This is a genomic window from Alteromonas nitratireducens (assembly GCF_040812025.1).
Taxonomy (GTDB): domain Bacteria; phylum Pseudomonadota; class Gammaproteobacteria; order Enterobacterales; family Alteromonadaceae; genus Alteromonas; species Alteromonas nitratireducens.
The window spans coordinates 34,770-55,757 of sequence record NZ_JBFNPK010000015.1 but is presented as its reverse complement, the minus strand read 5'-3'; the positions used below and the strand labels follow the sequence as shown (position 1 = coordinate 55,757).

Genomic DNA, 20,988 nt, shown 5'->3' with positions numbered 1-20,988 from the left:
AAGCCTGTCACGGTAAATGCTCCCGCGCCAGATATTCTCTGGACTGCATTTCCTTGAGGCGGCTCATACAACGCTTAAATTCGAAGTCCAGACGCCCGCCCGTGTAGAGTTCATCCATCGGCACCTCTGCAGACATAATGAGTTTTACGTGGCGCTCGTAAAACTCATCAACCATGGCAATAAAACGCCGTGCAACATCGTCGTTGTTTTGCCCCATTGGTGTAACATTCGCCACCAGCACTGAATGGTAACAGCGGCTTAACTCAATGTAGTCAGCCTGGCTGCGGGGACCGTCGCAAAGGGCTTTGAATTCAATCATCAGTACGCCATCAGCATCACGACAGGTCTGAATTTTGCGGTGATTGACCTCTATGACTTTATTCTCGGTGCCAACCTCCGGCGCCAGTTGCCCGAAATAATCATGCAGATTCTGTGTTGCTGCCTCATCAAGGGGGTAGTGGTAAATTTCAGCCTGCTCAAGCGTACGCAAGCGGTAATCAATGCCGCTGTCTACATTAACTACCCGGGTATTCTGATTAATCAGATCAATGGCAGGCAGAAAACGGGCGCGCTGTAAGCCGTTTTTGTACAGCTCATCCGGCACAATATTGGACGTGGCGACCAGCACCATACCGTGACCGAACAGCTCCTCCATTAACGTTCCCAGAATCATTGCATCGGTGATGTCTGACACAAAGAATTCGTCAAAACAGATAACCCGCGTCTCTCTGGCCAGCTTCGCCGCCACCTTTTTTAGCGGGTCCTGCTCACTTTTCAGTTGTTTCAGTTCGTCATGCACACGGTGCATAAACCGGTGAAAGTGCACCCGCATTTTTTTCTCAAACGGCAGGCATTCATAGAAGGTATCGACGAGGTAGGTTTTGCCCCGCCCTACACCACCGTAGAAGTAGATACCCTGAATGCCCGGCTTTTTATGCCCTTTACCGAAGGCGGCTTTAATTTTTACCCGCCACGACATTTTTTTACCGGGGTGAGTCAGATCATCATATAAACGCTGAAGCTCCCTGACCGCATTTTCCTGCGCAGGATCGTGATGAAAATCAGGACGGGTAAGATCCTGTTGGTACTTTTCCCAGGGCGTCATCGCCTGTGTATCTCCTCGCTGTTTGTTCGGTTAACGGTATTCAGCTGCGCTGACCTGCTTGAAAAATGCAATTATGACCTTAATTTCGTTGTAAATCACGGTAGAATCCGCTCACCTGATCACCAATGGCCTGTTTATACCTTGGTGACGCCATAATGGCACAGGGAACGCGATAAAATGTACAGCCATTGCTATAGTCAGTGTAAAGGTTGTCATTAGTGCGTGTGCAGACACGCTCACTATACCAATTAATTGTCGGATATCCGGAGATCTGAATGGACGTATTAATTCCTCTGGCACTACTTGCCGTTGGCCTGATCATTGGCTTTTTTGTAGCCCGTTACGTTTACACCCAGCCTAATTCAAAGCAGGCCATTGAGGCCGCTGAAAAAAACCTGAAAGAAATGCTGGCCCAGCAGGCTGAACACCATTTGCATCAGACCCGACAGTCACTGAGTGCGATTGAGAGCCAGTGTAACTCGTTGCGCTATCAGCTGGACGAGTATGAGTCACTGCTGTCTCAGACCACTGAGGGCGACGCACCCAAAGTCCATTTCTTTGGCGAACAGGCCACCAGCTACCTGCGCAACAACCTGAAAGGCAAGGAAAATAACCGCATCACGCGTGTGGCTGAGACCCAGCCGCGTGACTTCGCCAACTCGGGTTCTGGTCTTTTCGTCGGCAAATCCGAACAGCCCGCCGCAGACAAAAAGTCGTCATAGGAACTTTTTTCGTCCGCGCGAGTCATCTGTGAACATTGATAAAATCGCAAGTTGCATGAGGAGTGTAAGCGAGAATGAATAAAACATTTCGTCAATGGGCTATCGCCGCAGGTGTCATTGTCAGTTCACTGGGGATGAGCGTTTCCGTGAACGCGGCACTGCCCTTTTTCAACGATGATAAAGACAACGTGCCTTCGCTGGCACCGATGCTGGAAGAGGCCACACCGGCGGTCGTGAGTATTGCCGTAGAAGGCACCCAGACGTCACGCCAGCGGGTACCGGAAATGTTTCGCTATTTCTTTGGCGGCCCGCAGGAGCAGCTTCAGGAGCGCCCTTTCCGCGGACTCGGCTCTGGCGTGATTATCGACGCGGAGAAAGGCTATGTCGTCACCAACAACCACGTGGTCGACAATGCCGATGAAATTACTGTCAAACTCACCGACGGCCGTGAATTTAAGGCTAAGAAGCTGGGCGCGGACGAACAAAGTGATGTGGCACTGATTAAAATTGACGCCGAAGATCTTACCGCACTGCCGCTTGCCGATTCAGACAAACTGCGTGTGGGCGACTTTGTGGTTGCCATCGGTAACCCGTTCGGTCTGTCACAAACCGTCACCTCTGGTATCGTCAGTGCACTGGGTCGTTCTGGCCTGAATATCGGTGGCTTTGAGGACTTCATCCAGACCGACGCCGCGATTAACCGCGGGAACTCAGGGGGCGCTCTGGTTAACCTGCGTGGTGAACTGGTCGGTATCAATACCGCGATTTTCGGTCCTAACGGTGGCAACGTGGGTATCGGCTTCGCGATTCCAAGCAACATGATGAAAAACCTGGTTGACCAGATTGTAGAATACGGCGAGGTACGTCGTGGCCTGCTCGGTATCCTGGGGAGTGACGTTGACGCGGGACTGGCTGAAGCGATGAATGCCGAGGTCAATCTGGGTGCGTTCGTCAGCGAAGTACAGCCAGACTCGGCCGCAGATAAAGCCGGTCTGCAGGCGGGTGATATTATCACTGCCGTTAATGGTCGCGAGCTCCATAGCTTCCAGGAACTGCGTGCACGTATTGCCAGCATGGGCGCCGGTGCTAAGGTCACGCTGACGCTGATGCGTAAAGGCGACAGCATTGACGTGGATGTGGTACTTGACGATGCCACCCAAAGCACCGTCACCGCCGCTGAAATCCACCCGGCTCTGGAAGGGGCAACACTGACCAACGGCGAGGACGCCAGTGGCAACGCCGGTGTTGAAGTGTCGGAACTGGAGCGCGGAAGTCCAGCAGCACGTATCGGCCTGCAGCCTGAAGACGTGATCATTGGTGTTAACCGTCAGCGTGTCACTACGGTTACCGAATTCCGCGCAGCCCTTGACGACGCGACGGGTGTCATCGCCCTGAACGTACGACGCGGTAACTCAACCCTGTATCTGGTTATCCGCTAACCCTAAAAAATAAAAGACGGCGCCTGCGGGCGTCGTTTTATTTTACTCCCCCTGCTGGCAGATTCCCCTGACATCGTTATGGGAAATTGGTGTAAGTGGCTTTCAGTGTTATGCTTTTACCCATTGGACTTCAATTTCGCCTCTTTATCATTGTGAAAAGAACAAGAGGCAATGATAAATAAGTGTGAATTGTGGCAGCGAAACAGTTTTTCTGGTTTTTGGCCAAGTCGGCCCTGCTCGGGCTGGTGGTAGCAGCGCTCATCCTGGTAATTATCCCTGATCTGCGCAGTGGCGCCGGGTTTAACGATGGCTGGTTCAGACCGGCATCCGTTAGCGCAACACGAGAAACCTATTTTGCAGCACTAAGCCGCAGTGCACCTGCTGTCGTCAACATCTACAGTGTCAGTATAGAAACCGACACCGGCCTTTTCAGAAACCAGCCGCGGGAACGTGCCAGCCTCGGCTCCGGTGTCATTATGACCGAAAATGGTTACATCCTGACCTGCCACCACGTGGTAGAAAATGCAGACAGTATTTTTGTTGCAGTACAGGATGGTCGTGTGCTGGAAGCACAAATTGTTGGTACCGATCAGCTTACCGACCTCGCCGTACTCAAAGTCACCGCTGACAATCTCCATGTGATCCCCCAGGTACAGGAACCGGATATTCATGTCGGCGATGTCGTCATGGCGATTGGTAACCCCTTTGATTTAGGACAGACTATCACGCACGGTATCGTTAGTCGGGCCGGGCGCAACGGCCTGTCAAACTATGTTGATTTTATCCAGACCGACGCCGTATTGAATCAGGGTAATTCCGGGGGGGCTCTGGTCGACTCTAACGGATTTCTGCTTGGCATCACCAACGCGAATTTTCAGGTCAGAGACGCACGCAACCGGGTGCGTAACGTAGACGGCATCAACTTTGCGGTGCCGTATGAACTGGCCAAACGCGTGATGGACGAAATTATCACCAACGGCAAAGTCACGCGCGGGCAACTTGGGTTTATTGGCAGTGAATATCGCGGACGCCCCGGTATTGAAGTGACTGCTGTGGCCAATAACAGTCCGGCTGACAAAGCCGGTCTGCGGGCTGGCGATATCCTGCTCGCCATCGATGGGATCCGTCTGGAGAGTGCATCAAAAACCCTGGATATGATTGCCGAAACCGACCCGGGTACCGAACTGGAGCTGGAAGTCAGCCGGGGTGGCGACTTACTCACCATGAAAGTGGTGGTTGCCGAACTGGGTATTCCCGACTTTCAGCAACCACGAACGAATTAATTTCCCCAAACCTGCGATCGCTTGAGCCTGCCCAGACCGTATTAACCGGGTAGCTGAACGGAGCAGAGCATGGCATACCCGCACCCACTTACCCGTCCACCACGTTATCTCAGCCTGCTGGAATTACGTGCGCTCGGCGACCTGATAACCTTACCTGTCAGACTGTCTGCGCTGACGCTTAAAAAGCGCCAGAGTGCAGGCAATAACCAGACTGTGATTGTCCTGCCGGGCTTCGGTGCCGGTGACGGTGTAATGTTTCCGCTGCGCCATTTTCTCAACCGCCATGGATTTAATGCTATCGGCTGGGGACTGGGCGTCAATAAAGCCGGCCTTGATCATCATTATGATCCCACCACATTGTCCTGGTCATGCTCACCTCCCAAGCCCTACCGCGGCGAGACCGGCGTGCTGTATCTGACTGACAGGATGACCGAGCGCGTGCAGTCGCTAAATGCAACGCTGGGAGAAAAAGTGCTGCTGGTTGGCTGGAGTCTGGGAGGCACGATTGCCCGTGAGGTCGCCCGAACCTGTCCTGACTGCGTAGAAAAAGTTGTCACGCTGGGTTCACCCATTAACGGCGGTCCCAAATATACCTCTGCAGCCCCCTACCTTGCCCGGCGCGGCGTGGACCTGGACTGGATTGAACAGGAGGTTGAACGGCGAAAGCAGGCGATGCCGCTGACCTGTCCGGTCACGGCGATTGTCAGCCCCACTGATGGCATAGTCGATTTATCTGCCAGCGTCGATAACCGTGACACAACGGTTACCTACTGTCACCATGATATCCCTCATATGGGCATGGGCATTGCCAGTTCTGCGTTTCAACTAGTGCTGTCTGCACTGGTGGCATACTGTGAAGAAGACGTTTAATTGTTATTGTTTGTTATAAAACAACAACGCCCCTTGACGGGGCGCTGTTTACTACGACTGTCATTATCGCTTAGATACGTGAATTCAGTTCTGCAGCAATCGGGTTATCTGCCAGACCCTGCTCTGCAATCCATGCCTGTAAGGTTTTGCCGTCTTTCTCCGGCGCCTGCAGGTCACGGCTTGGCATTTTCTTAACCAGCAGCGTGCCTACTTCAACGGCGTTGCTCTGAATCGCGGTGCGGATCAGACTCTGTCCGTCGCAAGAAATACCGGTGTAGTAATCATGCAGCTTCAGACGGTAGTCAGACTCAACAGCACGCAGCTTTTTGCGCAGCTCACCCTTGTCATCGGCCTGCACGATGGTGCAGATATTGGCCAGTGCTTCGTTAATGTCAGCGCTGGCAGAAAAAGAGAAAGCAAAAGATGCGGCGGTTACAATCAGTGAAGTTTTAACAATTTTCAACATGGTTAAATACTCTCATTTGGGTTATCAACATTGGTCGAAAGTATTAAACGCATTTTTGATATTGGTTAAAATAACAACAACTATACGAAAGTATATAAATCTATAACAAACGTTTACGCACAAAAAAAGGAGGCGAATGCCTCCTTAATTCTGGTTATTCTTTAACCCGGTCTATCACCGCACCCAGTCCCCGCAGCTTTTCCTCAATGGATTCATAACCGCGATCCAGGTGATAAATGCGGTTAACGTGGGTTTCACCCTCGGCAATGAGACCAGCAATAACCAGACTGGCTGACGCTCTGAGGTCGGTTGCCATCACCGGCGCGCCTTTCAGCTTCGAGTTACCTTTCGAGACGGCGCTGTTTGCCTCGAGCGCAATTTCCGCGCCCATACGCTGCAGTTCCGGCACATGCATAAAGCGGTTTTCGAAAATGGTTTCTGTAATAACACCGGTTCCCTCAGCCATGCAGTTCAGCGTAACAAACTGGGCCTGCATATCCGTTGGGAAAGCAGGGTGCGGTGCGGTTTTCACGCTGACCGCTTTGGGACGTTTGCCCTGCATGTCCAGTTCAATCCAGTCATCCCCGGTGGTGATATGGGCACCTGCCTGTTCCAGTTTATCCAGCACAGCGTCAAGGGTGTCCGGTGCGGCGTCCGTACAACGGACTTTGCCACCACTGACCGCCGCCGCGACCAGAAACGTGCCCGTTTCGATACGGTCCGGGAGTACACGATAATCACAGCCTTTGAGCTCACTGACCCCTTCAATATGAATGCTGTCAGTTCCGGCACCGGTGATTTTTGCGCCCATCTGATTAAGGCAGTTAGCCAGATCCACAATTTCAGGTTCGCGGGCGGCATTTTCCAGCGTCGTTTTACCGTCTGCCAGCGCCGCTGCCATCATCAGGTTTTCCGTCGCCCCGACACTGACCATGTCCATGAAAATCCTGGCACCTTTGAGACGGCCATTGACGCTGGCACGAATGTACCCTTCATCAACCTCAATGGTTGCACCCATACGTTCCAGTCCGGACAGGTGCAAATTAACCGGTCTGGCACCAATAGCACAGCCGCCCGGTAAAGACACATTTGCCTTACCGTGTTTTGCCAGCAGCGGCCCCAGCACAAGAATGGAGGCACGCATAGTACGAACCAGCTCATACGATGCCGTAACACTTTTCAGGTGTCCTGCGTTCAGTAACACGACATTTTTATCAGGGCGATCGACGCTGACGCCGAGCTCACTCAGCAGCGCGACGGTGGTGTTGATATCACGTAACTGCGGCACATTGCTGTACCGGCACTGATGGTCAGTCAGCAAGCTGGTCATCAGCAAAGGCAATGCGGCGTTTTTCGCACCTGAAATACGTACCGAGCCAGCCAGAGGCGGGCTCTTTTTTATGACTAATTTATCCACAACTAAAGCTTTCCGCGTGACTACTGAGGCAGGTGGAACATACGTTCCCGTTCCCAGTCTTTCACTGAAAACGTTTTAATTGATATCGCATGCATTGAACCGTCGGCGATTTTATCTGCCAGCGGCGCATAAACTGCCTGCTGACGTTTTACCCGGCTCATTTCGTTAAAGCTGTCACTGACAGCAATAATGGTAAAGTGCGAACCGTCTCCACGGACATGCACCTCGTCAAGTGACAAGGCGTCTTTTAAGAGGGCTTCAATGTCTGAAAAATCCATACAATCCCGAATTGATTATCTGAAAATGATTACTGTAGTGGCAACAGAGTATCAACGTCACTGATTTTTGCCAGCTTAATCAGTTTTTCGGGCGGTTCCTGCAGCGTAATCCGGATGCCAGCCTGGCGCGCATCGCGAATTGCATTGATTAGCCAGGCCAGTCCCGCGCTGTCCACCCGCTCGACATCACTGAGGTCAAACACACATTCTGATGCACCACGTAAGGTTTTCTGCTGACCCGGTGTCAGTAACAGCCACCAGTTTTTGGTCAGGGTTTCACGGTCAAGGTTACCATGAAAGGTCACCCCGTGTGTGTTGACATCGAACAGGCTCACTCTGCCGTTTCTCCGCTTTGCTGTGTTTTCAGCTCAATCGGCTGAGTAATCTTATCTTTCATCAGACCAATCACCGCGTCGATACCGTCCTGACGAAGGATAGATTCGAATTCGCTGCGCTTGCTGTTTAACATGCTGATCCCTTCGGCCACCATGTCATATGCTTTCCACTGCTCAGTACGGTTGTCTTTGCGCACTTTGAACGCAATTTTTATCTCCGGACGGGTCGGGTCCTTAACAATGGCTCTTACCGTCACCGAACGCTTGTCCTCAAACTCTGCTTCCGGCTCAAACACCACTGTCTGATTGTCGTAATACCCCATCGCACTGGCATAGGTCGTGATCAGATATTGTCTGAATACCGTCACGTACTCAGCCAGCTTGTCTTTTGGCACCGATTTGAAATGCTTACCCAGCACCATGAACGCAGCAAACTGATAGTCTATGTGCGGTACCAGTTCCTCTTCCATGATGGTACGAAGCATTTCAGGATCCTGCTTGATAGCGTCTTGGTTAGCCTTGATACGATCAAACGTCTTCATGGCGACATCGTGTACCAGCTCATACGGATTCTCGCTGTTAATTTCATCGGCACTGGCCAGGCCTGAAACAGCGAAAAGAAACAATCCAATAAACACCTTCAGCGTTTTCAACATTTTTCTCCTAACAGATTCCACATTCATACGCGGCACGCTATCACTTTTGCGTATGTCATTAAGACCGTGCTGACACGGTTTAGTTTTCACCCTCGGACCGACTGAATAAAAACTGACCAATCAGGTCCTCCAGCACCAGTGCTGACTTCGTATCCTGCAGATAATCCCCGTCTTTTAACTCAGCGATGCCGTCAAAGCTGAAGCCAGGCTGGAAGCCTACGTATTGTTCACCTAACAGTCCTGCGGTCAGAATAGAGACTGAGCTGGTTTCCGGAAAACCGGTGTATTTCGACATGATGCTCAGTTCCACCACCGGCGTGAAGTCGTCTTTATCCAGCGTAATCGATTCGACCCGACCGATCGTCACACCACCCAGCTTTACCGCAGAACGCGTTTTCAAACTGCCAATATTGTCGAACTTCGCAAACAGTGTGTAGGTTTCGCCCTCGCTGGTCATCGTCTGGTCGGCCACCCGTAGCGCCAGTAACAACAAGGCGCCAATCGTCAGAATCACGAAAACCCCTACCAGCATTTCGGTTTTGTATTTATTCATCCTATCCTCTACTCGATTCCAAACATCAGGGCGGTCAGTATGAAATCCAGCCCTAAGACAGCTAATGATGAGAAAACAACGGTTTCGGTTGTGGCTTTACTGATCCCTTCCGATGTGGGAATGGAATCATAGCCCTTAAATATGGCAATCCAGGTCACAACCAGGGCAAAAACGAGGCTTTTAATAATTCCGTTGACCACATCTTTGTCCCATTCCACAGTAGACTGCATCACCGACCAGTAACTGCCGGCATCAACACCCAGCCAGTCAACACCAACCAGGTGGCCGCCAAGTATCCCCACCGCACTAAAAATCAGCGCCAGTGATGGCATGGCCATCATGCCCGCCCAGAACCGCGGCGCGACGATGCGACGTAGTGGATCGACCGCCATCATTTCCAGACTGCTGAGCTGCTCTGTCGCTTTCATCAGGCCAATTTCTGCCGTCAGCGCGGAGCCCGCTCGTCCGGCAAACAACAGTGCCGTGACAACCGGTCCCAACTCACGTAGCAGCGATAAGGCGACCATCGGTCCCAGACTGGCCTCGGCCCCATAATCAACCAGAATAGTGTAGCCCTGCAGCGCCATGACCATGCCGATAAACAGCCCGGACACAATGATGATAAGCAGCGACTGCACGCCTACGACATAAAGCTGTCGTATTGTTAACGACACATTCTTAAGCCGCGGTACGGCAAACAGTGCGCCCCACAACATCAGGCCTGCACGCCCCGCCGCAACCACTCGCGCCAGGGTCTTTGCACCAATCGTAGCAATCATATTCATGGCGCCTCTCCAAACAAACTGCGTTCAAGGGGCGGCGCATTATAGTGGAAAGGTACCGGACCGTCTGCCTCTCCTTTGAGAAACTGCTGAACCAGTTCAGACTCGCTGTTACGGATCTGCTCACTGGTACCTTCACCGATAACCCGCTTATCTGCCAAAATGTAGATATAGTCCGCGATGGTAAGCACTTCCTTAACGTCGTGAGTCACAACGATACTGGTCAAATCCAGCGCATCGTTAAGCGCTCTGATAAGTTTCACCAGAACGCCCATTGATATAGGGTCCTGCCCGGCAAACGGTTCATCGTACATAATCAAATCAGGGTCGAGTGCAATAGCGCGAGCCAGTGCGGCGCGTCGTGCCATGCCTCCTGACAGTTCGCTGGGCATCAGTTGCGCAGCGCCACGCAGCCCCACCGCCTGCAGTTTTAACGCAACAATTGTCGCGATGACATCTTCGCTTAACGCGGTATGTTCACGTAACGGGAAGGCCACGTTGTCAAACACACTCATGTCAGTGAACAGTGCCCCGCTCTGAAACAGCATACTCATACGTCGACGAATCTTGTAAAGCGGGCCACGTCCCATGTTAACAATGGACTGACCGTCAAAACGAATATCCCCGTTGTCGGGTGTCAGTTGTCCTCCGATGAGTTTAAGCAGGGTGGTTTTACCGATGCCGCTGGGTCCCATGACTGCCGTGATTTTGCCTTTGGGTACTCTGATCGAAATATCATCATAGATGATGCGCTCTCCACGACTGAACGTCATATTGTCAATTTCGACTAAGTTATCCATACACTCTGCTTCTTTTCCGGGGTTGCTGACGAGAATCGCCATGACGATCCTTGGGCGCTTCAGGGCAGGCTGATTGTCATGCTTGCGGTTAATGTTGCGCTATTTTACGCTTTTTCAAGCGACGAACCAAAATCAAAACGTTACAACTTATGTTCTAAAAAAACGGATGATGAACCGACGCAAGTTCAAAATCTGCTTCCAATCAGCGCATCTGCAAGTTTGATACCGAAAAGCATGGGAAAATGGATTGCTTTTTGCGACAATCCCCTGAAATTCACCAGATTTCTACGTTGTGCTAACTCAAATCATCATTTTCATTGTCGGGCTTGTGGTACTGAGCTGGAGTGCCGATCGTTTTGTCTATGGCGCGTCTGCGCTGGCAAAGAATATTGGCGTTTCACCTATGATGATTGGACTGACCATCGTCGCCATGGGCTCATCGGCTCCTGAGATTGTCGTGTCGGCCATAGCGTCGCTGAATGGCAACATGAATACCGCCGTGGGTAATGCCCTTGGTTCAAACATTACCAATGTTGCGTTGGTACTGGGTATCACTGCGCTGGTTAAGCCCCTGTGGGTGTCTTCCACCACGCTCAAGCGAGAGCTTCCTGCCCTGGTTGTGATAACCGGCATCGCCATGTGGTTTATGCATGATGGGGTCCTGGCAAATTATGAAGGTATGATCCTGTTCATGCTGTTTATCTTTGTACTGGCCATGATGGCCTGGCTGTCACTTCAGGTGGACAAAGAAGACCCGCTAATCAGCGAGACCGCCGACGAAATTCCAAAAAATGTATCCAATAGTGCGGCCCTGCTGTGGATTGGTATTGGCCTGATCTTGTTACCGCTGAGCGCCAACTATCTGGTGGACTCTGCGGTGTTTATTGCCCGCTATTTCGGCGTATCCGACCTGGTGATTGGTCTGACGATTATCGCTCTTGGCACCAGCCTGCCTGAACTGGCTGCGAGTATCGCTGGCGTGCTCAAAGGTGAGGATGACCTGGCACTGGGCAACATCATTGGCTCGAATATTTTCAACCTGCTGGCCGTGCTGGGTATGCCCGGTCTGCTCGCGCCCGGCGCTCTCGACCCGGATGCCTACGGTCGGGATATGTACGTCATGCTGGGGTTCACGCTGCTGATGTTCCTGTTCAGTTTTAACTTAACCGGCAAACGACAGATTTCGCGGCTGGAAGGCGCTATTCTGTTATCAGGCTTTATCGGTTATCAATTTTGGTTGTTTGGCTAATGACGCAAGATTCTGTCTCATTTATCGACTCAGCGAAGCGAGTCATCGACATCGAAAATAAGGCAATTGCCGCGCTGGTTAATCACCTGGATGACGACTTCGTCAGGGCCTGCGAACTGCTTTACACCTGTAAAGGCAAAGTCGTTGTCAGTGGCATGGGAAAATCCGGCCATATTGGTAACAAAATTGCCGCCACGCTGGCCAGTACCGGCACTCCGGCGTTCTTCATGCATCCCGGTGAAGCTAACCATGGCGATTTGGGTATGCTCGCAAAAGACGACGTGCTGCTGGCCATTTCTAATTCAGGAGAAACCGCGGAATTGCTGAATGTTCTGCCTGTTGTAAAGCGGCTGAATGTCCCGGTCATTGCCATGACCAACAGCCGTTCCAGTTCATTGGGTCAGCATGCCGATGTCGTCGTTAATATCAGTGTTGAAAAAGAAGCCTGTTCACTGGGTCTGGCTCCTACCTCCAGCACCACGGCAACCCTGGTAATGGGCGATGCGCTGGCTATTGCCCTTCTCGACCATAAAGGCTTTACATCAGATGATTTCGCATTGTCGCATCCGGGCGGTAGTCTGGGTCGCAAGCTGCTGTTGAAGGTCGCTGATATCATGCTCACCGGCGACGCATTACCGCTGGTTGGCACGGACGCACTGGTTGCCGACGCATTACTGGAAATTTCCCGCAAAGGGCTGGGGATGACCGGCATTATCGACCAGAACCATCATCTGATTGGTGTATTCACCGACGGCGATCTCAGGCGCATTCTTGATGCCCGTGTCGATATCCATACCACCCGCGTTGAAGATGTGATGACCAAGGGCGGCAAAACGACGTTTGCCGACGCTCTTGCCGTGGAGGCACTGAACCTGATGGAAACCTACAATATCAGTGCACTGATGGTGGTTGATGAGCATCGCTGCCCGGTGGGTGCGTTTAATATGCATATGCTGTTAAGGGCGGGGGTACTGTAATGTCAGCTACTATCCGTACACTTTATACCGATATGGATGCGTCGTTTTTTTCCGCACTGGCGGACATTCGCTTACTGGTTTGTGACGTTGATGGCGTGTTTTCTGACGGGCGCATTTACCTTGGCAACGACGGCGAAGAACTCAAAGCCTTTCATACCCGCGATGGTTACGGCGTGAAAGCGCTGGTGAAAAATGGCGTTGAGGTCGCTGTCATCACGGGCCGTAAGTCGGCCATTGTGCAGAACCGCATGCAGGCCCTCAACGTTGCCCATATCATTCAGGGTGAAGAAGATAAGCACACCGCGCTCACCGCATTATGTAACACCCTGTCACTGAGCGCCTCACAGGTGGCTGTGATAGGAGATGACATGCCTGATACCGGGATGTATGCCCTTGCCGGCGTACGTATCGCGGTTAACGACGCTCACCCGGCCGTTATCGCACAGGCAAACTGGGTAACCACACTTCCTGGTGGGTTTGGCGCCGTGCGTGAGGTCTGCGATACCCTCCTGCAGGCAAGAAATCAGCTCCACGGCATTCAGGGAGCGAGTGTATGATGCACTCTGCCAACAGCCGGCTGACATTCAGTATTTCGGCACTGTTTGTGCTCGCCGTGTTGCTGTATATCCCGACCTGGATGGAAGAACAACCCGCACCGCAAAAATCATCGAAGATTGATGCGTTAAACCCGGCATACCGGGCCACAAACCTGATGACCACCATTTATGATGAAGACGGTAACCTCAATCATCAGGTTTTTGCCGCCCGAATGGAGCACTATGATCAACTGGGTTTTGTGCTCTTCAGCCGGCCACGTTACACCGTTTACACAGGTGAGGGACAGTCACCCTGGCTGGTGACCGCGAAAGAGGGTACGCTGTACAATAACGATGTCATTCAGTTAGATTCCGACGTGACCATTTCCAGTCAGGCTAACGACAATTTCGTGCAGACCATTCGTACCGAATTTATTGAAATTAACCTTGATAGTAAAAAAATGACGTCTGATCAGCCCGTTGAAATTATGGGGTCACGGTATGTGATTTCCAGCAACGGATTTAAAGCCGATCTTCAGTCACAACAATATGAGCTCATTGATCATGTTCAAACGGTTTATTCTCCCGGCAATTAGTGTCGTTGTTCTGGCCGCTACCGGTGTCACACTTGCCGGTGAAAGCGACTTTAGCAAACCAATAAAAGTCGATTCCAAGTCGCAGTTTGTTGACGGCAAAAACAAAACATCCCTGTTTAAGGACGATGTCCGCATAACGCAGGGCACACTGGTTATCGATGCCGATGAGGTTGAGGTGATTGCGACCGAAGGAGATGGCAGAGAAGTCTTTGTCGCACGCGGCAATCCGGCCAGCTATTCACAAAAAATGGAGGACGGCACGCAGGTCAGAGCGACAGCGAGAGAGATCCGTTACGAGGTGATAAAACGCACGATTTCGCTGGAGGGCAATGCCGAGTTACAGCAGGATACCAGCATGGTTCAGGGCGACAAAATTACCTATGACATGGCCAAAGAGCAGTTGCTGGCCACGGGCAACAGCGATGGCCGCGTGACCACCGTATTCCGTCCCCAGGCGATAAAAAAGCTGACCCGCGATGACAAGAAAGACGGGGAAGATAAAAAAGACGACGACCAGAACCAGCAGAAGGACCAGCAATAATTATGGCAACCCTGACCGCACAAAGTCTGGCGAAATCGTATAAAGCCCGCCAGGTCGTCAGAGATGTGAGCCTGTCGGTGTCGACTGGCCAGATTGTGGGCTTACTGGGTCCGAACGGTGCAGGAAAAACCACAACATTTTACATGATTGTAGGTTTGGTTCCGCTTGATAAAGGCCAAATCCACATTGACGACGAAGTACTCACCCACCTTCCCATGCACGAGCGTGCCCGACTCGGTATAGGCTATTTACCGCAGGAAGCGTCTATTTTCAGAAAGCTGACGGTGCTCGAAAACATTATGGCAATCCTCCAGACCCGCAAGGATTTGGATAAAAACGGACAGGAAGCTGAGGCGGATGCGCTGCTGGATGAGTTCAATATCAATCATATTCGTAACAGCACGGGGATGAGCCTGTCAGGCGGTGAACGTCGCCGGGTAGAAATAGCCAGAGCGCTGGCCGCCAACCCGAAATTTATTTTGCTGGACGAGCCATTTGCGGGTGTTGATCCCATCTCCGTTAATGATATAAAGAAGATCATCCAGCACCTGCGGGACAGGGGTATCGGTATCCTAATCACCGATCACAACGTCAGGGAAACGCTGGATGTCTGTGAGAAAGCCTACATTGTGAGTCACGGAGAGCTAATCGCACAGGGCACCGCCGAAGAGGTACTGAGTAATCAACAGGTCAGGGATGTATACCTTGGCGAACAATTCAGGCTATAGTTAAGTTGTCAGATGTCATCGTGCCACGGCATAACAGAGACACAATCACGAGCATTACTTATAAGACGTAGATGAAACCATCTTTACAATTAAAATTCAGTCAACAGCTCACAATGACACCGCAATTGCAGCAAGCAATCCGTTTGCTGCAGTTGTCTACGCTCGACCTTCAGCAGGAAATTCAGGAAGCGCTGGATGCGAACCCGCTACTTGAGGTTGACGAAGGTCAGGACAATGACCTGCCCGAAAAAAACAATATCGACAATGACGATCATCAGGAGACTGTCTCGGCCAGCAGTGACAGCATAGAAGCCGGAGATGCGTTAGAGAAAAACGACCTGCCTGATGAGCTTCCCATTGACAGTACGTGGGACGAATATTATTCCGCGTCATCTGCCCCTGCCCCTGGCCCCTCAAGTGACGATGACCAGGTTTTTCAGGGTGAAACCACAGAAAACATTCAGGATCATCTGCTCTGGCAGATGCGTCTGACGCCGTTTTCCGACACCGACCGTGCCATTGCCACGGCAATCATAGATTCGATTGACGAATCCGGTTACCTGACGGTGCCACTTGATGACATTCTGGCCAGTGTTAACTCAGATGAAACCGAAGAGCCGGTAGAGATGGACGAGGTCGAGTGTGTGCTTAAACGCATTCAGTTATTCGACCCGATTGGCTCCGGTTCGCGTACCCCGCAGGAATGCCTGCTGGTTCAGCTAAGACAGTTTTCAGAGGATACTCCCTGGCTGGCTGAAGCCCGCATGCTGATTGAAGAATACAGTGATCTGCTTGGCAGCAAGGACTACCGCACGCTGATGCGCAAATCCCGTCTGAAGGAAGATCAGTTACGTGAAGCCATGCGGTTATTACAGACGCTTAACCCACGGCCTGGCAGTGCCCTGGTTACCAAAGATCCGGAGTACGTGATTCCGGATGTGTCGGTGGTGAAGAAAAATGGTCGCTGGATTGTTGAGCTTAACCCCGACAGTCTGCCTAAACTGAGTATTAACCAGCAATATGCGGCCATGAGCCGGAATGCGCGTAACAGCAGCGATTCCCAGTTTATTCGCTCGCACATGCAGGAAGCTAAATGGTTCATTAAGAGCCTGGAGTCACGCAACGAAACGCTGTTGAAAGTGGCTAACTGTATTGTGCAGCAACAAATGGGCTTTTTTGAACATGGTCCGGAAATGATGAAACCAATGGTGCTGAATGATGTCGCAGAAATGGTAGATATGCACGAATCGACCATCTCGCGGGTGACCACGCAAAAATACATGCATACACCGCGGGGTATTTTTGAGCTGAAATACTTTTTCTCCAGTCACGTGGCAACAGAGTCAGGTGGCGAGTGTTCCTCAACCGCGATTCGCGCATTGATCAAAAAACTGGTTGCGGCTGAAAAGCCCAGTAAACCACTTAGTGACAGCAAGATTGCTCAATTGTTGGCCGAGCAGGGAATTATGGTTGCCCGGCGGACAATAGCAAAATACCGGGAATCGCTTGCGATCCCCCCGTCTAACCAACGTAAGAGCCTTATTTAGGGGCTCACAAAGATAAGGAAGACGAAATATGCAAATCAACCTTACCGGTCATCATGTCGAAATCACCGACTCTTTGCGTAATTATGTCGATACTAAGTTCAGCAAGCTGGAGCGCCACTTCGATCATATTTCCAACGTTCACGTCATTCTTAATGTAGAAAAGCTGTCTCAAAAAGCCGAAGCGACGGTTCACCTCAGCGGTGCTGAAGTGTTTGCGTCTTCAGAAGATACCGATATGTATGCAGCTATCGACAGTATGGTTGATAAGCTCGACAGGCAGGTTATTAAACACAAGGAAAAGATGAAGAAGCATTAATTCATTGCGTTTATGGATATTCAAGCCTTAGTCAGCCTGGACCGCACCGAATGTGCGGTCCAGTGCAACAGTAAAAAACGAATTCTTGAGATTATCAGCAACATTGCTGCCAAAAATAATCCCGAGATTGATCAGGCCGCCGTACTGACCAGTCTGCTCTCGCGTGAGCGTATGGGCAGCACCGGGATTGGCAATGGCATCGCCCTGCCCCATGGCAGACTCCCCGGCCTGGAAAAAGTTATCGCCATTGTGGTGACCAGTTCTCCGGCCATCGACTTTGACGCCATTGATAACCAGCCGGTGGATATCTTTTTTACCCTGCTGGTACCTGAAGATCAGACTGAGGGTCACCTGCAGACACTGGCTACGGTAGCCAGTAAACTCAACGACAAAGAAACCGTAAAAGCCATCCGTCGCGCCAGTACCAGTGACGACATTATCACTGCATTGCAGTGAACGGCATCACAACCCAGGGAGCGAATCGTGAAGCTTATTATTATCAGTGGCCGGTCAGGGTCCGGTAAATCCGTCGCACTTCGCGCGCTCGAGGACCTCGGCTACTACTGCGTCGACAACATTCCGGTTAACCTGCTGCCTACGCTGACCCACACCGTCGTCGATGAATACGACCAGGTTGCGGTGAGCATTGACGTTCGTAACCTGCCGAAAGATCCGAACGAGCTGGTAGAGATTCTCGACTACCTGCCCTCCTCCTGGACCATGACCGTGGTGTATATCGATGCCAGTGACGACGTTCTGGTGAAGCGCTTCAGTGAGACCCGCCGTCTCCACCCGTTATCCAAGCAGAACATCTCGCTTGCAGAAGCAATAAAGGCCGAATCGGTGCTGCTGGCGCCGGTTGCCGAGCGCGCAGATTTATATATTGATACAGACAAGCTTTCAGTGCATCAGCTTGCCGAACTGATTCGGGAACGTATTCTGGGTAAGAAGAGTTCACGGCTGGTGCTGGTATTTGAGTCATTCGGGTTTAAATACGGCATTCCCAAAGACGCCGACTACGTGTTTGACGCCCGCTTTCTGCCAAACCCCCACTGGGAACCCGATCTGAAACATCTGACCGGCCTGGATGGACCGGTTGAGCACTTTCTCGCCTCACAGCCAATTGTGACCAAATTTATCTGGCAGATTCAGAACCTGCTGAAAACCTGGCTACCCCATTTGGAGCGCAACAACCGTAGTTACGTCACTATCGCTATTGGCTGTACCGGCGGCCAGCACCGCTCGGTATTCATTGCGCAGTCTCTGGCAAAGGCGTTCAGTGACATTCACCCTGACGTGCAAATCAGACACCGGGAGTTGTCAGCCTGATGAAGTGCGAAAAAACCCTGACCATCGTTAATAAGCTTGGCCTGCATGCCCGCGCTGCAACCCAGTTAGTGCAGCTGACTAACCAGTTTGATGCCCAGGTGACCCTGGTAAAAGGCGACAAACAGGCCGATGCCAGCAGCGTACTGGGCCTGATGATGCTGGAAAGCCATCAGGGCGAGCAGGTGACCGTGATCTCCGAGGGCAGCGATGCCGACAAGGCCATGGATGCCATTGAGGCCCTCATCGTTGGCAAGTTTAACGAGGCAGAGTAATTAATGGCTTATGGTGCGCGGTGGGGCAGATTGCGATTACGGTTCAGTATGTTAATACTCTTAGTCTTGGCTGGGTGTTCGTCAACAGAAGGTGTGGTCAGGTCTGACACTCCTTTTTCAAAATATATTCATCTAAGCGGTAGCATTGACTCATCCCTGACCTACAAACTCAAAGTGCGTTATATCACTACTGTCGACAATCCAGAGTGTCAGTCTTATCACTTTTCCTTGGGGAGAAACGTAGCCAAGGAGTACCAGGCAGAACATTACCCCTTAATAAAGGGAACCGCGCATTCAATTACTCTTCCTCTGCAAGAAATTGAGCCGAATACTCGTGTCAATGGCAGCCTGTCGGGGTCATGTTTTGTGGCGCAACACGAGGAGAGGAACCTGCAAAATGCATAAGCATTTATGCGTTCAATGGTAAGCAAAGCGTTTCCGAAATTTCAATGGAATGCAGTGAAAGCGGATGGTGTTTTCATGACGACGGTTCTGAGGTTGGCCAGCTTAATGAATTCAACAAGGAATACACTTTCCATGTTGAAAATAGGTCGAACTAACAGGTTCATTAAACGGGCTTTATCAAATACCGGCTTATGCAGCTACGCCCCTGGTTTCGAGAGAATTCACGAACTTCTGTAAATGCCACTATCAGTCACTTCTTTTCTTTGGTCCTGAAAATGCCGCTGCGAGAGGTTTATAAAATCAGTGGTTGCAGCGGCAATACTCATCGGTGTTCTCAGTGACCCTGTGTTTTTTAGAGATAACCCATTTTGTACATGGCCATTTACTTTCCAAAAAAAGGTCGACTTTTTTGTGCTTGTAATACAGCCATATAATCCTTCAGCATTGACTGCAGCGGCTCCAAAGCTGCTCTATTGTGCGGTGACATAAAGGTCGCACAACTCTGTAGCTGGCCAATAACCTGTTGCCAGTACTGCTTAACAAAGGGAGCGCTAAGGTCTGTGCCGAGCTTTTGTACATCGTCAGTCTTACATACCTCCCCCTTATGCATGCCGACTTGTTGCGAATAACTCAGATCAAGAGATTGGGCGCTGGCGGCGGATAAATATGACTTTATGGCCAACACCTCATCCTTTACGAATCGAAATGGTTGTGATGGCAGGAGAGGCAGGGTACCTATTGACGATGCCTGATTCTTTTGTTCAATTTCATAGAACTGCTTGCGGTATGCAAGACTGAAATTAATTAAATTCCCAGCGTAACCTTTGGTGTATAGGGTACTCTTGCAAGATTTCACTAACTCATTGACCACTTTGTAAAGAGACACCACGTTATTTTCTGAATCTGCCAACGCCTGGCATTCACCGGGTTGTTGGTGTAACTGATACGCTTTGAGCGCTGCGCGTATGTGGCCTTTAATCTCATCCAGCTCCTGCCAGTTAAACGTAAATGGCTCACTAGGTAAAGGAGGAAGTTCAGTTGTCAGGTTACTTTTACTAGGACTTGGTGATTTAGAAGTGGCAGTATGTGAGCCCCCGTTTATTAGGGCACTGGCTTTATTGTCCAGTTCTGTGTGATAGGCCCGCTGGATATCATGGAAAGGCAGAGTGCGGGGAATTTGCAGCAAAGGCGTCATTTTGCGCTGCCAAAGCATCATGGTCGCATTGTCACTGTCCATATAAGGTTTCAATTTTGGCATTATGGTGCGGCACTGCATCATGGCGGCATTGTAATTTGCGATGGCAGTAGTACTTGACCTTGCACTGTCTGTTGCTTCGGAAAACGCGCCTGAGAGGTCTTGACAGGCAATTAATGCTTTCACTGTGTTCAACTTATTGGGATGAGAGTTTTCTGACAACGATTGCTGCAGCAGACTCTCCGCATATGATCCGATACCTGTGACAAATAGGTCTATTTTGGAAAACTCTTGTGGATTGCTATTGATATATTGGCCCAATGGCGTATTGGCAAATATTTCACTGTTTTGGGCATGGACAGAAGACACCGCTACCCATCCCGGAATAATTATCAAACAACGGGTTAATTTAAAAATGTATCGTTTCATTTTTTACCACTCCTTGTGTAATTTCGTCGTTGTTGAGTTTCATCAGGCCATAAGATATCCAGCAGAACACTCCCAACCAATTAGGAGCGTATCCAGGTTGAGCAATTGGTCACCTGACAATGCTTTCTCAGAGGAACCTTTAATCTATAATGGCGAAAACCT

At 50.9% G+C, this 20,988-nt stretch carries 25 protein-coding genes; 15 read left to right on the top strand and 10 right to left on the bottom strand.

The window, feature by feature from the left end; genetic code table 11:
• Positions 1-7 precede the first annotated feature (7 nt).
• Positions 8-1,105: a cell division protein ZapE gene (gene zapE, locus AB1N33_RS12985; RefSeq protein WP_411271990.1), complete on the bottom strand. Its 1,098-nt coding sequence runs from the start codon at positions 1,103-1,105 to the stop codon at positions 8-10.
• Positions 1,106-1,380: 275 nt separating this feature from the next.
• Between zapE and AB1N33_RS12980 the strand changes: the two genes are divergently transcribed.
• The 4 genes from AB1N33_RS12980 (at position 1,381) to AB1N33_RS12965 (ending at position 5,419) form a co-directional block, all read left to right on the top strand.
• Complete coding sequence (locus tag AB1N33_RS12980) at positions 1,381-1,827, top strand: ZapG family protein (RefSeq protein ID WP_411271989.1); 447 nt, start codon at positions 1,381-1,383, stop codon at positions 1,825-1,827.
• Positions 1,828-1,901: 74 nt separating this feature from the next.
• Positions 1,902-3,266 carry a DegQ family serine endoprotease gene (locus AB1N33_RS12975; RefSeq protein ID WP_411271988.1) on the top strand — a complete coding sequence of 455 codons (1,365 nt, stop codon included), beginning with the start codon at positions 1,902-1,904 and terminating at the stop codon, positions 3,264-3,266.
• Positions 3,267-3,457: 191 nt separating this feature from the next.
• Complete coding sequence (locus AB1N33_RS12970) at positions 3,458-4,549, top strand: trypsin-like peptidase domain-containing protein (RefSeq protein ID WP_411271987.1); 1,092 nt, start codon at positions 3,458-3,460, stop codon at positions 4,547-4,549.
• A 69-nt stretch (positions 4,550-4,618) separates the two neighbouring features.
• Positions 4,619-5,419, top strand: coding sequence for an esterase/lipase family protein (locus AB1N33_RS12965; protein WP_411271986.1), 801 nt, complete (start codon positions 4,619-4,621; stop codon positions 5,417-5,419).
• A 70-nt stretch (positions 5,420-5,489) separates the two neighbouring features.
• Here AB1N33_RS12965 and AB1N33_RS12960 read toward each other — a convergent pair whose 3' ends face one another.
• The 8 genes from AB1N33_RS12960 to AB1N33_RS12925 all read right to left on the bottom strand — a co-directional run bounded on the left by AB1N33_RS12960 (position 5,490) and on the right by AB1N33_RS12925 (position 10,706).
• Positions 5,490-5,885, bottom strand: a complete 396-nt coding sequence (locus AB1N33_RS12960) for a DUF3718 domain-containing protein (RefSeq protein ID WP_411271985.1) — start codon at positions 5,883-5,885, stop codon at positions 5,490-5,492.
• Positions 5,886-6,039: 154 nt separating this feature from the next.
• The gene (gene murA / locus AB1N33_RS12955; RefSeq protein ID WP_411271984.1) at positions 6,040-7,302 is read right to left on the bottom strand and encodes a UDP-N-acetylglucosamine 1-carboxyvinyltransferase; all 1,263 of its coding nucleotides are present in this window, start codon (positions 7,300-7,302) and stop codon (positions 6,040-6,042) included.
• Between the two features lie 20 nt (positions 7,303-7,322).
• Positions 7,323-7,580, bottom strand: coding sequence for a BolA family protein (locus AB1N33_RS12950; RefSeq protein ID WP_411271983.1), 258 nt, complete (start codon positions 7,578-7,580; stop codon positions 7,323-7,325).
• Positions 7,581-7,609: 29 nt separating this feature from the next.
• Positions 7,610-7,915, bottom strand: coding sequence for an STAS domain-containing protein (locus AB1N33_RS12945; RefSeq protein ID WP_411271982.1), 306 nt, complete (start codon positions 7,913-7,915; stop codon positions 7,610-7,612).
• Positions 7,912-8,571, bottom strand: a complete 660-nt coding sequence (locus AB1N33_RS12940) for an MlaC/ttg2D family ABC transporter substrate-binding protein (protein ID WP_411271981.1) — start codon at positions 8,569-8,571, stop codon at positions 7,912-7,914. Before AB1N33_RS12940 ends, AB1N33_RS12945 begins: the two co-directional genes overlap by 4 nt.
• A gap of 79 nt (positions 8,572-8,650) precedes the next feature.
• Complete coding sequence (gene mlaD / locus AB1N33_RS12935; RefSeq protein WP_411271980.1) at positions 8,651-9,124, bottom strand: outer membrane lipid asymmetry maintenance protein MlaD; 474 nt, start codon at positions 9,122-9,124, stop codon at positions 8,651-8,653.
• Positions 9,125-9,132: 8 nt separating this feature from the next.
• A complete protein-coding gene (gene mlaE, locus AB1N33_RS12930) occupies positions 9,133-9,909 on the bottom strand; it encodes a lipid asymmetry maintenance ABC transporter permease subunit MlaE (protein ID WP_411271979.1) in 777 nt (258 codons plus the stop codon).
• A complete protein-coding gene (locus AB1N33_RS12925; RefSeq protein ID WP_411271978.1) occupies positions 9,906-10,706 on the bottom strand; it encodes an ATP-binding cassette domain-containing protein in 801 nt (266 codons plus the stop codon). The genes mlaE and AB1N33_RS12925 overlap by 4 nt, the downstream gene beginning before the upstream one ends.
• A gap of 292 nt (positions 10,707-10,998) precedes the next feature.
• On the opposite strand from AB1N33_RS12925, the gene AB1N33_RS12920 reads away from it, so the two are divergent.
• The 11 genes from AB1N33_RS12920 (at position 10,999) to AB1N33_RS12870 (ending at position 18,797) form a co-directional block, all read left to right on the top strand.
• Positions 10,999-11,955, top strand: a complete 957-nt coding sequence (locus AB1N33_RS12920; protein ID WP_411271977.1) for a calcium/sodium antiporter — start codon at positions 10,999-11,001, stop codon at positions 11,953-11,955.
• Positions 11,955-12,932 carry a KpsF/GutQ family sugar-phosphate isomerase gene (locus AB1N33_RS12915; RefSeq protein WP_411271976.1) on the top strand — a complete coding sequence of 326 codons (978 nt, stop codon included), beginning with the start codon at positions 11,955-11,957 and terminating at the stop codon, positions 12,930-12,932. The genes AB1N33_RS12920 and AB1N33_RS12915 overlap by 1 nt, the downstream gene beginning before the upstream one ends.
• Entirely contained in the window at positions 12,932-13,489 is a 558-nt protein-coding gene (kdsC, locus tag AB1N33_RS12910; protein WP_411271975.1) for a 3-deoxy-manno-octulosonate-8-phosphatase KdsC, read from the top strand. The genes AB1N33_RS12915 and kdsC overlap by 1 nt, the downstream gene beginning before the upstream one ends.
• Positions 13,486-14,064: an LPS export ABC transporter periplasmic protein LptC gene (lptC, locus tag AB1N33_RS12905; RefSeq protein ID WP_411271974.1), complete on the top strand. Its 579-nt coding sequence runs from the start codon at positions 13,486-13,488 to the stop codon at positions 14,062-14,064. Before kdsC ends, lptC begins: the two co-directional genes overlap by 4 nt.
• Positions 14,018-14,605, top strand: coding sequence for a lipopolysaccharide transport periplasmic protein LptA (lptA, locus tag AB1N33_RS12900; protein ID WP_411271973.1), 588 nt, complete (start codon positions 14,018-14,020; stop codon positions 14,603-14,605). Before lptC ends, lptA begins: the two co-directional genes overlap by 47 nt.
• Positions 14,606-14,607: 2 nt before the next feature.
• Positions 14,608-15,333 carry an LPS export ABC transporter ATP-binding protein gene (gene lptB, locus AB1N33_RS12895; RefSeq protein WP_411271972.1) on the top strand — a complete coding sequence of 242 codons (726 nt, stop codon included), beginning with the start codon at positions 14,608-14,610 and terminating at the stop codon, positions 15,331-15,333.
• A gap of 71 nt (positions 15,334-15,404) precedes the next feature.
• Entirely contained in the window at positions 15,405-16,880 is a 1,476-nt protein-coding gene (locus AB1N33_RS12890; RefSeq protein ID WP_411271971.1) for an RNA polymerase factor sigma-54, read from the top strand.
• Between the two features lie 28 nt (positions 16,881-16,908).
• A complete protein-coding gene (gene hpf, locus AB1N33_RS12885; RefSeq protein WP_411271970.1) occupies positions 16,909-17,196 on the top strand; it encodes a ribosome hibernation promoting factor in 288 nt (95 codons plus the stop codon).
• Positions 17,197-17,208: 12 nt separating this feature from the next.
• Positions 17,209-17,652: a PTS IIA-like nitrogen regulatory protein PtsN gene (gene ptsN, locus AB1N33_RS12880; RefSeq protein WP_411271969.1), complete on the top strand. Its 444-nt coding sequence runs from the start codon at positions 17,209-17,211 to the stop codon at positions 17,650-17,652.
• A 27-nt stretch (positions 17,653-17,679) separates the two neighbouring features.
• Positions 17,680-18,525, top strand: coding sequence for an RNase adapter RapZ (rapZ, locus tag AB1N33_RS12875; RefSeq protein WP_411271968.1), 846 nt, complete (start codon positions 17,680-17,682; stop codon positions 18,523-18,525).
• Entirely contained in the window at positions 18,525-18,797 is a 273-nt protein-coding gene (locus tag AB1N33_RS12870; RefSeq protein ID WP_411271967.1) for an HPr family phosphocarrier protein, read from the top strand. Before rapZ ends, AB1N33_RS12870 begins: the two co-directional genes overlap by 1 nt.
• A gap of 787 nt (positions 18,798-19,584) precedes the next feature.
• On the opposite strand, the gene AB1N33_RS12865 is transcribed toward AB1N33_RS12870, so the two are convergent.
• Positions 19,585-20,826: a hypothetical protein gene (locus tag AB1N33_RS12865; RefSeq protein ID WP_411271966.1), complete on the bottom strand. Its 1,242-nt coding sequence runs from the start codon at positions 20,824-20,826 to the stop codon at positions 19,585-19,587.
• Between the last annotated feature and the right edge of the window lie 162 nt (positions 20,827-20,988).